This window comes from Cellulomonas sp. APG4 (assembly GCF_009996735.1).
Lineage (GTDB): Bacteria > Actinomycetota > Actinomycetes > Actinomycetales > Cellulomonadaceae > Actinotalea.
On the sequence record NZ_JAACYI010000002.1, the window covers coordinates 106,616 to 120,412 of the forward strand.

The window sequence follows — 13,797 nt, forward strand, 5'->3', positions numbered from 1 at the left end:
CTCAGCACGACCCTATGCGTCCTCGCGCGTGGTCCGCAGCAGCGTCGAGCGCCCGTCGCTCGTGTCGAGCGGGCACTCAGCCGAGCGGCCCCGGGCCCTCGTGCGCCCCTCCGCCCTCCTGCGGCCCAGCGCCGAGGTCGCGACGCAGGCGCCGGACCTTCTTGTCCGAGACCGTGCGCTCGCCGAGCTCCTCGGGGCTCCACTCGGCGTCCGCCGGGTACGCACCCTTCGCGGGCCGACGGCGGCGTTCGGGCACCGGGACGCCGGGTGCCATGCGCCGCGTGGTCAGGAGGAAACCGGTGTGGCCGATCATCCGGTGCTGCGGGCGCACCGCGAGGCCCTCGAGGTGCCAGCCGCGGACCATCGTCTCGAACGCCTGGGGCTCGGTGTACCGACCGTCGGCCCGCAGGTCCTCGGCGAGACGCGAGAGCTGGGTGGTCGTCGCGACGTAGGCGACGAGCACGCCGCCGGGCGCGAGCGCGTCGGCGACGGCGTCCAGGTTCTCCCACGGCGCGAGCATGTCGAGCACCACGCGGTCCACCGTCCCGGGGGCCACGACGTCCGGCAGCGCCTCGGACAGGTCCCCGAGGGTGAGCGTCCACGCAGGGTGCGGCCCGCCGAAGAAGCCCTCGACGTTCGCCCGCGCGATCGCCGCGAAGTCCTCACGGCGCTCGATCGAGTGGAGCGCCCCTCCGTCGCCGACGGCGCGGAGCAGCGACATGCTGAGCGCGCCCGAACCGACGCCGGCCTCGACCACGCGGGCCCCCGGGAAGATGTCCGCCATGGCGACGATCTGCCCGGCGTCCTTCGGGTACACGACGGCCGCACCGCGCGGCATCGACAGCACGTGGTCGGCGAGCAGCGGCCGCAGGGCGAGGTACTCGACGCCACCCGAGCTGGTCACCACCGTGCCCTCGGGCGCACCGATCAGGTCGTCGTGGGCGAACCAGCCCTTGTGGGTGTGGAACGTGGCACCGGGTGCGAGCGTGATGGTGTGGAGCCGGCCACGAGGGTCCGTGAGCTGGACCCGGTCACCCGGGCGCAACGGACCGCGCCGCAGCTCGGCACCCGTCGGTCTCGACGTGGGCTCGCTGAGCAGGTCTGGGTTCTGGGCCTCGGTCACGCCGCAGGAGTCTAGGTGCGGCGACCGGTGCGCAGGGCGTCGATCACGTCCTGCGTCCGCAGCAGCCCGACGACGCGCCCGTCGGGCTCGAGGACGGCGCTCGCCGCGGACGTACGCGCGGCACCGCCGACGGCACGCACGGCCGCCGCCCCCGTGAGGTCGGCCTGGACCACCGCACCACCCGGCAGCGCCACGGCCACGGCGGTCAGCGGGACGCTCGCGGCGCGCTCGCGCGGGACCGACGCGACGGCATACCGGTCGAGGTAGGCGACGGGCCGCCCGTCCGTGTCGAGCAGCACCACCTCGCCACCCGAGTCGAGCACGTCGAGGGCGTCGGAGAGCGTCCCGCGCGCGGCCAGCGCGGACGCGCGCGTCATGAGACCGCGCACCGTGATCCGCTCGACCGCCTGCTCGGTCCGTCCGGCGCGCACCGCCGCAGCCGCCCCGCTCCACAGGAAGGCACCGACGAGGGACGCCCACACGACGGCGGTGAGGCTCGGTCGGGTGCCCGCGAGCAGAGGCCGCGCGAGCACCCAGACGACGACGCCCACGGCCACGAGCCGCCCCACCCAGCCGGCGACCTCCGAGCCGCGTCCGCGACGGCCCGTCACGTGCCACACGAGCGCCTCGAGGACGCGCCCGCCGTCGAGCGGGAGGCCCGGGACCAGGTTGAAGACGGCGACGAAGCCGTTCGCGACGGCCGCGGCCGCGACGACCACGGCCGCGATCCCGCCCGTCGGCAGGAGCTGGGCGACGCCCCAGGCCAGGGCCCCCAGCGCGAGGTTCGCCGCGGGGCCGACGACGGCGACGAGCGCGCTCGACCCCGGTGTGGACGCCGCGGAGGCGAACCGGGTGTGGCCGCCCAGCAGGGTGACCGCGAGCTCGCGGACCTCGATCCCGCAGCGCCGGGCCATGAGGGCGTGCGCGAGCTCGTGCAGGAACACGGAGACGAGCAGGAGGAGCACGAAGGACGCCGAGACCACGTACGCGCTGTCGCCCACGGTCGGGGCGAGTGCACGCACGGTCGGGGCGAACAGCAGGGTGAGCGCGACCGCGGCGACGGCCCAGCCCGGGGAGACCACGACGGGCGCGCCCGCGACGCGGCCGACCACCCAACCCCTGGTGCGCGTGCCGGGGTGCTCGTCCGCTGCTGCCACGGCGCCACCCTACGGCGCGGCACGGACGCCGCCCGGCGCGGTCCCACCGGGCGGGCCGGTGGGCCGCGGCCACGTGTCCGACCACGCACGTAGGGTGTCCGCGTGCTCGTCCCCGACAGTCAGCCCGCCACCGGCCCGACCACAGACCCCGGGCCCCCCGCCGCCACCACCGGGCCGATCGCGACGGCCACGCTCACGCGGCCGGACGAACCCCCACGGCGGCGCCGCCCCGGTCTGTCGCCGTCCCGCGCGGCCGACTACCTGCAGTGCCCGCTGCTCTTCCGCTTCCGGGTGGTCGACCGTCTCCCCGAGCCGCCGAGCGCGGCGGCGGTGCGCGGCACGCTCGTGCACGCGGTGCTCGAGCGCCTTTTCGACGCCCCCGCGGGTGAGCGCACGCCGGATGCCGCGCGCGCCCTCCTCCCCCAGGCGTGGGACGGGATGGTCGAGACGCAGCCCGACTGCGCCGACGTCCTGCCCGACGCGTCGGACCTGACGGACTGGTTCGCCCAGGCAGGGACGCTGCTCGACCGGTGGTTCACCCTCGAGGACCCGAACCGCCTCGAGCCCGCGGAGCGCGAGCTCCACGTGTCCACGGACCTCGACGACGGGCTCGAGCTCCGAGGCATCATCGACCGCCTCGACGTCGCGCCCAACGGTGCGATCCGCGTGGTCGACTACAAGACGGGTCGGTCCCCGCGCGAGGGCTTCGAGTCCAAGCCGATGTTCCAGATGCGCTTCTACGCGCTCGTGGTCTCGCGTCTGCGTGGGCGCGTGCCGGACATGCTCCAGCTCGTCTACCTCGGGGACGGTCGCCTGCTGCGCCACGTCCCCGACGCCGGCGACGTCGCCGCGACGGAGCGCAAGGTGCGCGCCCTGTGGGAGTCCGTGCGCCGCTCGGCGGAGACGGGCACCTGGCAGCCGCGGCGCAGCGCGCTGTGCGACTGGTGTGCCCACCAGTCGCTGTGCCCGGTGTTCGGTGGCACGCCGCCGCCCGTGCCGGACGGCGCGATCGAGCTCACCCTGGGGCTGCGCCCGTGAGGCGGTCGAGCACCTGACCGCGCACGAGACCCTCGAGGTCCGCCAGGGTCACGCCCTCAAGCGTCGCGACCCGGCTCAGGCCCGGCCGCTGCTCGACGGGGACGATGTGCTGGACGCCGAGGGTGTGCACCCCTGCGGCGAGCGCCGAGCTGATCCCGGGCGGTGAGTCCTCCACCGCGACGCAGTCCTCGGCGCGCACGCCGAGCAGCTCGGCCGCACGCAGGTAGGGCTCGGGGTGGGGCTTCCCGCGCTCGACCTCGTCGCCCGTGACCATGACCTGGAAGACGCCGTCGGGCGCCTGGGCCACGACGGCCTCGGCGAGCACACGGTACGACATCGTGACCAGCGCGCACGGGACCCCGGCGTCTCGCAGCTGCTCGAGGAGCTCGCGCGCCCCGGGCTGCCACACGAGCTCACGCGCGACCGCGGTCACCACGCTGTCGACGAGGCGCCGGGCGATCTCCTCGTGCGGCAGCGGGACGCCGTGCTCGGCGAGGATGCGTGCCGCCGTCATGAGCGGCAGCCCGATCATCTGGAGCGCGTCCTCGTGGGTCCATCGCCCACCGAACTCGGTCACGATCGCGGTCTCGGCGGCCATCCAGCACGGTTCGGTGTCCACGAGCGTGCCGTCCATGTCCCACAGCACCGCAGCGGGGCGTGTCACGCGGCGTACCTCCGCCGGTCTTCGAGGTGGGAGGTGGGTCGGAGGGTCACACCGTGCTCCTGTCGTCGTCCGTCCGCCGGGGCGGCCCCCAGGAGGCTAACCGCCTCACGCGCGCCCCACCCGACGATGTCCGCCGCTGCGAGCCCCCGTGCGACCGGCACGCCGACGCCGCCGCTCGGTGAGCACCCAGGCAGCAGCACCGTAGAAGAGGAAGAAGAAGCTGAGCTGCGGCCACAGCATCGGCAGCAGCATCAGGTCGTGCCAGCGGCCCGGGACGTGCGACACCGCGTAGCAGCCCAGCACGTTCGGTGCCGCGCCGAGCGCGAGCACGGCCCCGACCCAGGACCAGACGGACGTGGACGTCGCGGCGCGCCGCCCGGGGCGGGCGGTGGCCGGTGTGCGCCACAGCCCGACGAGCGCGACCACGACCGGCAGGCCGGTGACGACCGCGGCGAGCGGAACGAGGTGCCCGGGCGACACGAGTACGTCGAGCACGATCCCGCCGCTGTGGCGCCCGCCGAGGCCGAGCCCCCAGCGGAGCTCCTCGGTGGGCGCCGACGACGCGAACCACCACGCACCGACGGTCCCGACCGCCAGCCCGGCCAGAGCCACTCCGAACGCCGTGCGGGCGCGGCGCACCGAGCGCATGGTCACCTGCGGGTCCGCGGCGAAGAGCCGCTCGGCACGACGCTGAGAACGCAGCTCCCGGCGGCGCGCGCGCTCGGCGTCGCTCAGGCGTCGGGGGCGCGTCACGGAGCAGGAGTGTGCCAGCACCGCGGCTCGCGGCGGCTCGCCCGCTCACCGGCCACCTGGCGGGGAGCGCCTAGGCTGGCCGCATGAGCGAGGCACTCGGTGCGAGCCCCCTCACGGGACCGGTCATGCTGGCAGCGTTCGAGGGGTGGAACGACGCGGGGGGCGCCGCGACCCAGGCCCTGGTGCACCTGCACGAGATGTGGGGCGCCGAGGTCGTCGACGAGCTCGACCCCGAGGACTACCACGACTTCCAGGTCAACCGACCCACCGTGGCCGTGGGCGAGGACGGAGTCCGGACGATCACCTGGCCGTCGACCTCGATCGCGGTCGCGGACCGGCCGGTCGACGAGGAACGCGTGGTGCTCGTCCACGGCATCGAGCCCTCGATGCGCTGGCGGCGCTACTGCGCGGAGCTTCTCGACGCGGCCGAGAGGCTCGGCGTGCGCACCGTGGTCACCGTCGGCGCGCTGCTCGCCGACGTGCCGCACACGCGTCCGATCCCGGTGACGGCCACCGCCGAGGACCCCGCGGTCCAGGCGACGTTACGGCTGGACGCGAGCACCTACGAGGGGCCCACCGGGATCGTCGGGGTGCTCGGTCACGAGGCCGCCCGTCGCGGGATGCGGGCGCTGTCCGTGTGGGGCGCCGTGCCGCACTACGTCGCACATCCGCCGTCGCCCAAGGCGACCCTCGCGCTGCTGCAGCGCCTCGAGGAGCTGCTCGGCGAGCCCGTGCCCCTGGGCGAGCTCCAGGACGACGCCGAGGCGTGGCAGCACGGCGTCGACGAGCTCGCGGCGGAGGACACCGAGATCGCGGAGTACGTCGCGGCGCTCGAGGAGGCCAAGGACACGGCCGAGCTGCCCGAGGCGTCGGGCGAGGCGATCGCACGCGAGTTCGAGCGCTACCTGCGGCGACGCGACCCCGGGCCCGGCGCGTCCTGAGCCGCCCGGTCGGCTAGAGGCGGATCCCGAGCAGCGCGTCGATCGCGCGCGCGACGACACCCGGAGCGCCTTCGACGTGCCCTCCGACGCTCAGGGCCGCGTCGGCCCAGCTGTCGACGGCACGCAGGGCCGCGGGTGCGTCGAGGTCGGCCGCGAGGGCCGTTCGCACGGCCGCCACGGTCGAGTCGGGGTCGGGGCCGTCGTTGCCCGACAGCGCTCGCCGCCACCGCTCGAGCCGCGCGGTCGCGGTCGCGAGCACGTCGTCGTCCCAGTCCCAGTCCGTGCGGTAGTGGTGCGCGAGGACGGCGAGGCGCACCGCCATGGGGTCGACGCCGTCGGCTCGCAGCCGCGAGACGAGCACGAGGTTGCCGAGCGACTTGCTCATCTTCTCGCCGCCCAGCCCCACCATCCCGGTGTGCACGTGGACGCGTGCCCCGGCGCCCCCGAGGGCCCGGGCGTGCGCGGTGCTCATCTCGTGGTGCGGGAAGCAGAGGTCACGCCCGCCACCCTGCACGTCGAACTCCGGACCGAGAGCGGCCTGGGCGATCACCGTGCACTCGATGTGCCAGCCGGGTCGCCCGGTGCCGAGGCCCCCGCCGTCCCAGGCCGGCTCACCCGGGCGCTCGCGGCGCCACAGGGCGGGGTCCAGCGGGTCACGCTTGCCCGGGCGGTCGGGGTCTCCCCCGCGCTCGGCGAACAGCGCGACCGTCTGGTCGTGGTCGAGACCCGCGACGGCGCCGAAGTGCGGGTCGGCCGAGATGTCCGCGTAGACGTCACCGAGGTCGGGACGGTCGCCCCCCGCCCCGGCCTCGACCGGCACGCGGTAGGCCAAGCCTCGCTCGAGCAGGGCGCCCACGGTGGTCGCGATCGTCGGGATCGTCTCGACGGCCCCGAGGTACGTGTGCGGCGGCAGGACGCCGAGCGCGGTCATGTCCTCGGCGAACAGCTGGGTCTGGTCGGCTGCGAGGCGCTCCCAGTCCTGACCGGTCTGGGTCGCGCGCTCGAGCAGCGGGTCGTCGACGTCCGTGACGTTCGACACGTAGTGCACCTCGAGCCCCGCGTCGAGCCACGCACGGTGCAGCAGGTCGAATGCGATGTAGGTCGCCGCGTGGCCCAGGTGGGTCGCGTCGTAGGGCGTGATGCCGCACACGTACAGCCCGGCACGGCCTCCCGTGGCGGCGACGACGAGCTCACCGGTGGTGCTGTCGACCACCTTGACGTCTCCCCCCTGCCCGGGGACGGCGGGGACGTGGGGGGCTGGCCAGGTACGCACGTCGGCAGCCTAGGCCACCGTAGGAGCCCGCTCGAACCGATCCGGGCGAGGCCGCGGCCGCAGCCGGGCACGCCCGTGCGGGCCGCAGGGCCACACTGAGGGGGTGGCACACGACGGGTCGGTCATCTGGCACCTGGGCGCCGACGGCTGGAGGCCCGGCACCGGGCAGGACGGCGACGTCCGGACGTGGGTCCGCTTCCGGGACGCCGCCGCGTTCGCCGACGCCGCCCTGGGCCGTGGGGTGGACGCTCGACCTCAGCCGGCCGCGGGACGCGCTGGCACGACGCACCGGGCCCGGCCCCATGTCGAGCACCTGGCGGACGGCGTGCTCCTGCGCGCCCCGACGCTCACGTACGTCGAGGCCGGGTCCGACGTCCTCACCGGCGAGGTCACCTGCGTCGTCGTGGGGGCCACGACGCTGACGTACGAGACAGGCCAGGCCGCCGCGCTCGAGGCGCTCGAGGCACGCCTGCGGGCTCCGGGACCCGAGCCGGACGCGCTGACGGGCGGCGTGCTCTCGTCGCTCCTCGCGGTGCTGGTCGGTGCGGCCGCCGACGTCGAGGACGCGCTGGCGCAGGACGTCGAGGACCTCGAGCGGGCGGTCTTCTCGACGACCGAGGCGAGGCACGTGGGCCGGGTGTACGCGCTCAAGCGCGAGATCGCGGAGGCGCGTCGCGGCCTGCTGCCCGTGGGCGCCGAGATCGCGGACCTGGTGGCCGACCCGGCGGGAACGCGACCCGAGGACGCCTGGGCCCGCCGGCTCGTGGTCGTCGTCGACCGTCTCGACCGCAGGCTCGATGCGCACGACGCCCTCCTCGCGGACCTCCTGCAGGCCCACCTGGCCATGGTGTCGGTGCGCCAGAACGACGACGTGCGCCGCATCTCGGCCTGGGCGGCGATCGCCGCGGCGCCCACGCTGGTCGCGAGCGTGTACGGGATGAACTTCCGGCACATGCCTGAGCTCGCGCAACCCTGGGGCTATCCGGTGGTGCTCCTTGCGATGCTCGGCGTCTCGGTCCTGCTGCACCGGCTCTTCACGCGCTCCGGCTGGCTGTGAGGTAGCGGCCTCACCCCGTGGTGGAGCCGAAGGGCTCGAGCACGCCCAGCCAGAGCAGCACGACGACGACGGTCGCGAGCCCGATGCGGTACAGGACGAACGGCTGGTAGCTGTACGCCGAGACGATCCGCAGGAACGCGATGATCACGAGGTAGCCCACGACGAAAGCGATGGCGGTGGCCAGGACCGTCGCACCGAGCCCGGGGGTGCCGGGCTCGCCGAAGTCACCGATGCTCGTGACGAGCTGCTGGAGCCCCGAGCCGAGCACCGCCGGGATCGCGAGGAGGAACGAGTACCGCGCGGCGGCCTCGCGCGTGTAGCCCATGAGGAGGCCTGCGGTGATGGTGCCCCCGGAGCGCGAGACGCCGGGGACGAGCGCCATCGCCTGGGCGAACCCGAACAGCACCGCGTGGCGCGGGGTGAGCTCGTCGAGCCGGCGCCGCTTGGCGCCCGCCCGGTCCGCGACGCCGAGCGCGACGGCGAACACGGCGAGGCTCAGGGCGACGAGATACAGGTTGCGGAACGGGCCCTTGATCGAGTCCTCGAACGCGAGCCCGAGCACGACGATCGGCACGCTCCCGAGCGCGATCCACCACGCCATGCGCGCGTCGGGGTCGGCCTGGCCCATCCGTGCGCGCCAGCCGTCGCCGTGGTCACCGCGCAGGGCCTGCCACCACGCGACGCAGATCCGCGCGATGTCGCGCCGGAAGTACAGGAGCACGGCGGTCTCGGTACCGATCTGGGTGATCGCCGTGAACGCGGCGCCGGGATCTCCGCCACCCAGCAGCTCGCCGACGATCCGCAGGTGCGCGCTCGAGGACACCGGGAGGAACTCGGTGAGGCCCTGGACCAGGCCGAGGACGACCGCTTCCCACCACGTCATGCCGCGAAGGTTACCGGCGCACGACGACGTCCGAGGACGCACGTGGCGCGCCGCGCGCGCACCCGGGCCGGGGACGCGCACCCCGGTAGCCTGCACAGCCATGGAGCAGCGACGTGTCGGGCGCACCGGCCTGCGGGTGTCGGCCCTCGGGCTCGGGACCCTGACCTGGGGACGGGACACCGACGAGCACGAGGCCGCAGCCCAGCTCAAGGCGTTCGCCGAGGCGGGCGGGTCGCTCGTCGACACGGCGGGCTCGTACGCCGACGGCGACGCCGAGCGCCTGATCGGCTCGCTCCTCGGCCCCGTCGTGGACCGCGACGACGTCGTCCTGTGCACCAAGTCGGGAGTCCGGCTCACCGACCGTGGCGGGGTGGTCGACGCGTCGCGGGGGGCCCTGCTCGACGCCCTCGACGCGTCGCTGACGCGCCTGGGCACCGATCGGGTCGACCTGTGGCTCGTGCAGAGCCCGGACCCGCGCACACCCCTCGACGAGACGCTCGACGCCCTGCGACGTGCGGTCGACTCCGGGCGCGCGCGCTACGTGGGGCTCTCGAACCACGGCGGCTGGCAGACCGCCTACGCGTCAGCCCGGCTCGGCCTGCCCGGGCCGGGCCTCGCCGCGGTCGAGGTCGAGTACTCGCTCCTGCAGCGCGGCGTCGAGCGCGAGGTGGTCCCGGCCGTGAGCGAGCTGGGCGCGGGCCTCCTCGCGTGGTCGCCGCTCGGGCGGGGCGTGCTCACCGGCAAGTACCGGCGCTCGGTCCCCGCGGACTCCCGCGCGGCGTCGGCCCACCTCGCCGGGTTCGTCGAGCCCTACCTGGGCCGCACGTCGCTGCCGGTGGTCGAGGCGCTCGTCACGGCGGCCGACGGGCTCGGCCGCTCGCCGCTCGAGGTCGCCCTCGCGTGGGTGCTCGGACGAGAGGCGGTCGCGTCGGCGATCGTCGGCGCGCGCACGGCGCACCAGCTCACGGCCGCCCTCGACCTCGACCTCGCGCTGCCCGAGGCGATCGTGGCGGCGCTCGACGAGGTGAGCGCACCGCCGTCGGGCTACCCCGAGCGGCGCTGACGCCGCACCGCGATCCGGACGCACCACCGCACCCCCGCCATGTCCGCCGACCCGCACCGCGCCGCACGCGGCGCACGAGGTCAGTCGTCGTCGAGCTCGGTGCCGTCCAGCAGGTCGTCGTCGTCCAGGTCGTCCTCGTCGACGTCGTCGTCCTCGCCCTCGTCGTCGTCCGTCTCGTCGTCCGCGAGGTAGAACGGGAGGGTCTCGCCGTGGACACGCACGAGCGCGTCGTCGTACACCTCGAACGCGTCGGCGAGCACGTCGTAGGCGTCGTCGACCGCCGGGTCGTCATCGGTACGGCGCGTGCTCACCGCCTGGTGGTGGGCCTCGAGCGCGGCGAGCAGGCGGTCGAGGGCGGCACGCGGGTCAACGGTCATGACCTGACCGTAGCGCCGGTGCGTGCACAATGGCACTCGATCTGCCGACCGTCGGCCGTCGAGGAGGTATGCGGGTTGGGTGACCGGAGGAACGGCGGGACGACGACGCGCCCCGCCCGTGAGGGATGGCGCAGCGAGGGCGGGCAGTACGAGTACCGCATGCTCACGATCGGACGCACGACGAGCCGCTCGGACGCCCGCCGTCTGCTGACCGACGAGGCAGAGTACGGCCGCTGGGAGCTCGCCCGTACCCGCCTGTACGCGGGTGGCGAGCGACGCGTCTGGTTGCGACGCAAGATCATCCGCGTACGCAGCACGCTCTAGCGTCGCGGCCACCCGCGAGGTGAGGGCCCGCGGTTCCCGCGGCGTCAGAAGGTGAAGGCCCGGAGCTTGTCCCCGAGGTCCGTCGTGAGCGTCGACAGGCGGACCACCGAGCCCTGGAGCTCGGTGAGCACGCGGTTGGCCTCGTTCGACGCGTCCGCGACCCCGGAGATGTTCGCGGCGATCTCTCCCGTGCCCGACGCCGCGTCGGCCACTCCCCTCGACATCTCGTTGGTCGTCGCGGTCTGCTCCTCCACGGCCGACGCGATCGTGAGCTGGTAGTCGTTGACCTGCGCGATGATCGCGCTGATCCGCTCGATCGCGGCGACGGCCTCGGTGGTGTCGCCCTGGATGGCCTCCACCCGACGTGCGATGTCCTCGGTGGCCTTCGCGGTCTCCTGCGCCAGCTCCTTGACCTCGCCGGCGACCACCGCGAAGCCCTTGCCCGCCTCACCGGCACGCGCTGCCTCGATCGTCGCGTTGAGCGCCAGCAGGTTCGTCTGCTCGGCGATCTGCGTGATGACCTTGATCACGTTGCCGATCTCGGCGGAGCTCGCACCCAGGCGCGCCACCGACGCGGTGGTCTCCTGAGCCACACCGGTCGCCTCGCCGGCGACCTTCGCGGCCTCGTTGGCGTTCTGGGCGATCTCCCGGATCGACGCCCCCATCTGCTCCGCACCTGCTGCGACCGTCTGGACGTTGCGCGACACCTCACCGGCTGCCGAGGCGACCACGCCCGCCTGGGCCGAGGTCTGCTCCGAGCTCGCGGCCACGTCGCCCTGGGAGCGGGAGAGGTCCGCAGCAGAGTCCGCCACCTCGCGCAGCACCCCGTCGACGCCGGTCAACAGCTCGCGCACACGCGCGACCGCTGCGTCGAGCGCGAGCCCGACCTTCCCGACCTCGTCACGCTGCCGCAGCCCGGAGGCCGCCGTGAGGTCTCCTGCGGACAGGTGCTGCGCGGTCGAGGCCAGGACGCCGAGCCGGCGGGCCAGCGACTGCGCGAAGGCGAGTGCGAGGGCGACCGACACGAGCACGCCGAGCACCCCCGCGCCGGCCGAGACCAGCTGGGTGCGCGAGCTCTGGGACGCCACGTCGGCGGCGGCTGCCGCGGAGTCCTCCACCTGCAGCTGGGCGATCTGGTCGAGGGCCTCGGCCACCTGGCGCCCCAGCGGCGCGACGGTCGAGCTGACGAGCTCGTCGCGGTCCGCGGCACGCCCCTCGGCCATGAGTCGGTCGGTCTCGGCGATCGCGTCGGCGTACGCGGCCACGTCGTCGCGGATGGTCTCGAGCACGCCGACCTGCTCGGGCGTCGGCTCGGCCTCGGCGAGGTACTGCTCGGCGAGCACCCCGATCTGGGCGAGCGCCGCGTCGCGCGCGGCGTTGAACTCCTGGGCGGCGGCCGGGTCGGCCGCGTGGCCACCGCTGACCGCGTTGTACCGGGCGAGGACCATCTGGGACTTCATCTCGCCGGCCAGGTAGGTGCCCTGGACGTTGCGCGAGTACAGGTCGCCGGCCGTCGCGGCGGTCTGCCGCAGGCCCGAGCTCGCCGTCACCAGGGTCATGGCGGTGACCAGCATCATCGCGCCGAGCACGATGAGCACCTGCCACCGCACCGACAGGTCGGACCAGCTGCGGGGGGATCGACGCGCGTCGGCCTCGTCAGACATGAACACGTGCTCCTTCGCTCTCGCACCGGTGTGCCCACCGCCCCGCTGTCAGTTCGGCAGGCTCACCACGTTCGTGAGGAGTTCGCGACGAGGCGTGTGCGAGGGTCCCGTGCGGCCGTGCTCAGCAGGAGGCGAGGAGCCTGTCGAGCACCCGGACGCCGAACCGCAGCGAGTCCACCGGGACGCGCTCGTCGACCCCGTGGAACATCGCGGAGAAGTCGAGGCTCGCGGGCAGGCGCAGTGGCGCGAAGCCGTAGCCGGTGATGCCGAGCCGCGAGAGGGACTTGTTGTCGGTGCCGCCCGAGAGCGTGTACGGCAGCACCACGGCGTCGGGCTCCTCCGCGTGGAGCGCGGCGACCATCGCGTCCACCAGGTCGCCGGTGAAGGGCACCTCGAGGGCGACGTCGCGGTGCACGTCCTCGATCGACACGCGGTCACCCGCGAGCCGCTTGAGGGTCGCGAGGGCGTCCTCCTCGTAGCCGGGCAGGAAGCGCGTGTCGACCACGGCCTCGGCGGCCCCGGGGATCACGTTCGCCTTGTAGCCGGCGGTGAGCTGCGTGGGGTTGGCGGTGTTGCGGATGGTCGCGCCGACGAACCGGGCGGCCGGGCCGAGCGCCTCGACCAGCCGATCGACGCCTTCCTCGTCCTCGGGGTCGAAGGGAAGCCCCGTGAGGTCGGCGACCCCGTCGAGGAGCGCGCGCACGGTCGGCGTCATCTGGAGCGGCCACCGGTGCTCGCCGATGCGGGCGACCGCGGCGGCGAGCTCGGTCACCGCGTTGTCGGTGTTCACCTGCGACCCGTGCCCGGCACGTCCCTCGGCCACCAGGCGCAGCCAGCCGATCCCCTTCTCGGCGGTCTGGAGCAGGTAGGCGCGGCGTCCGCCCACGTCGACGGAGAACCCGCCCACCTCGCTGATGGCCTCGGTGGCACCCTCGAAGAGCTCGGGGCGGTGGTCGACGGCCCAGCGCGCCCCGTACGCGCCGCCCGCCTCCTCGTCGGCGAAGAACGCGACGACGACGTCGCGCGCGGGCCGGCGTCCCTCGCGCGCCATCTGGCGCACGACGGCCAGGATCATCGCGTCCATGTCCTTCATGTCGACGGCGCCGCGCCCCCAGAGCAGGCCGTCACGCTCCTCACCGCCGAAGGGGTCCACGCTCCAGTCGGCGGCTGCTGCGGGCACCACGTCGAGGTGCCCGTGGAGCACCAGGGCGTCGCGGGTCGGGTCCTGACCGGGCAGTCGGACGACGACGTTCGCCCGGCCCGGGGCGCTCTCGAACAGCTCGGGGCTCAGGCCGACCTCCTCGAGGGCGGCCATCACGTACTCGGCGGCCGCCCGCTCCCCCGGTCCGCTGCCGTCGCCGAAGTTGGAGGTGTCGATCCGCAGGAGGTCCTGGCAGAGGCGGACGACCTCGTCCTCGGCGGTCACGGCGGGCTGGTGAGCAGGAGCAGACATGCGGCCACGCTACCTGCCGCCGAGCGT

General features: G+C 74.5%; 14 protein-coding genes. 5 read left to right on the forward strand and 9 right to left on the reverse strand.

Annotated features, from left to right (window positions below; translation table 11 throughout):
• Nucleotides 1–76: 76 nt before the first annotated feature.
• Both GXB85_RS02580 and GXB85_RS02585 read right to left on the reverse strand, forming a co-directional pair.
• Nucleotides 77–1,123 (reverse strand): tRNA (adenine-N1)-methyltransferase, encoded by a 1,047-nt coding sequence (locus GXB85_RS02580; RefSeq protein ID WP_370523960.1) that lies wholly within the window; start codon nt 1,121–1,123, stop codon nt 77–79.
• Between the two features lie 11 nt (nt 1,124–1,134).
• On the reverse strand, nt 1,135–2,280 hold the full coding sequence (locus GXB85_RS02585) for a site-2 protease family protein (RefSeq protein ID WP_161916073.1): 1,146 nt from the start codon (nt 2,278–2,280) through the stop codon (nt 1,135–1,137).
• A 102-nt stretch (nt 2,281–2,382) separates the two neighbouring features.
• On the opposite strand from GXB85_RS02585, the gene GXB85_RS02590 reads away from it, so the two are divergent.
• Complete coding sequence (locus tag GXB85_RS02590) at nt 2,383–3,318, forward strand: RecB family exonuclease (RefSeq protein ID WP_370523961.1); 936 nt, start codon at nt 2,383–2,385, stop codon at nt 3,316–3,318.
• On the opposite strand, the gene GXB85_RS02595 is transcribed toward GXB85_RS02590, so the two are convergent.
• Both GXB85_RS02595 and GXB85_RS02600 read right to left on the reverse strand, forming a co-directional pair.
• Complete coding sequence (locus tag GXB85_RS02595) at nt 3,296–3,982, reverse strand: HAD family hydrolase (RefSeq protein WP_370523962.1); 687 nt, start codon at nt 3,980–3,982, stop codon at nt 3,296–3,298. The genes GXB85_RS02590 and GXB85_RS02595 overlap by 23 nt on opposite strands.
• Nucleotides 3,983–4,087: 105 nt before the next feature.
• Entirely contained in the window at nt 4,088–4,735 is a 648-nt protein-coding gene (locus tag GXB85_RS02600) for a hypothetical protein (RefSeq protein ID WP_161916074.1), read from the reverse strand.
• An 83-nt stretch (nt 4,736–4,818) separates the two neighbouring features.
• Between GXB85_RS02600 and GXB85_RS02605 the strand changes: the two genes are divergently transcribed.
• Entirely contained in the window at nt 4,819–5,676 is an 858-nt protein-coding gene (locus tag GXB85_RS02605) for a PAC2 family protein (protein WP_161916075.1), read from the forward strand.
• Nucleotides 5,677–5,689: 13 nt separating this feature from the next.
• Here GXB85_RS02605 and mshC read toward each other — a convergent pair whose 3' ends face one another.
• Nucleotides 5,690–6,949, reverse strand: coding sequence for a cysteine--1-D-myo-inosityl 2-amino-2-deoxy-alpha-D-glucopyranoside ligase (gene mshC, locus GXB85_RS02610; protein ID WP_161916076.1), 1,260 nt, complete (start codon nt 6,947–6,949; stop codon nt 5,690–5,692).
• A gap of 103 nt (nt 6,950–7,052) precedes the next feature.
• Between mshC and GXB85_RS02615 the strand changes: the two genes are divergently transcribed.
• Nucleotides 7,053–8,006, forward strand: a complete 954-nt coding sequence (locus GXB85_RS02615; protein ID WP_161916077.1) for a CorA family divalent cation transporter — start codon at nt 7,053–7,055, stop codon at nt 8,004–8,006.
• A 10-nt stretch (nt 8,007–8,016) separates the two neighbouring features.
• On the opposite strand, the gene GXB85_RS02620 is transcribed toward GXB85_RS02615, so the two are convergent.
• The gene (locus GXB85_RS02620) at nt 8,017–8,889 is read right to left on the reverse strand and encodes an undecaprenyl-diphosphate phosphatase (protein ID WP_161916078.1); all 873 of its coding nucleotides are present in this window, start codon (nt 8,887–8,889) and stop codon (nt 8,017–8,019) included.
• Nucleotides 8,890–8,989: 100 nt separating this feature from the next.
• Here GXB85_RS02620 and GXB85_RS02625 point away from each other — a divergent pair, with 100 nt between their 5' ends.
• Nucleotides 8,990–9,952 carry an aldo/keto reductase gene (locus tag GXB85_RS02625; RefSeq protein ID WP_161916079.1) on the forward strand — a complete coding sequence of 321 codons (963 nt, stop codon included), beginning with the start codon at nt 8,990–8,992 and terminating at the stop codon, nt 9,950–9,952.
• 80 nt (nt 9,953–10,032) lie between these two features.
• Here GXB85_RS02625 and GXB85_RS02630 read toward each other — a convergent pair whose 3' ends face one another.
• The gene (locus tag GXB85_RS02630) at nt 10,033–10,329 is read right to left on the reverse strand and encodes a primosomal protein (RefSeq protein ID WP_161916080.1); all 297 of its coding nucleotides are present in this window, start codon (nt 10,327–10,329) and stop codon (nt 10,033–10,035) included.
• Between the two features lie 75 nt (nt 10,330–10,404).
• Here GXB85_RS02630 and GXB85_RS02635 point away from each other — a divergent pair, with 75 nt between their 5' ends.
• Nucleotides 10,405–10,653 (forward strand): DUF5703 family protein, encoded by a 249-nt coding sequence (locus GXB85_RS02635; protein WP_161916081.1) that lies wholly within the window; start codon nt 10,405–10,407, stop codon nt 10,651–10,653.
• 44 nt (nt 10,654–10,697) lie between these two features.
• On the opposite strand, the gene GXB85_RS02640 is transcribed toward GXB85_RS02635, so the two are convergent.
• Nucleotides 10,698–12,317 (reverse strand): methyl-accepting chemotaxis protein, encoded by a 1,620-nt coding sequence (locus tag GXB85_RS02640; protein WP_161916082.1) that lies wholly within the window; start codon nt 12,315–12,317, stop codon nt 10,698–10,700.
• A gap of 121 nt (nt 12,318–12,438) precedes the next feature.
• On the reverse strand, nt 12,439–13,770 hold the full coding sequence (locus tag GXB85_RS02645; protein WP_161916083.1) for a M20/M25/M40 family metallo-hydrolase: 1,332 nt from the start codon (nt 13,768–13,770) through the stop codon (nt 12,439–12,441).
• Nucleotides 13,771–13,797 lie beyond the last annotated feature (27 nt).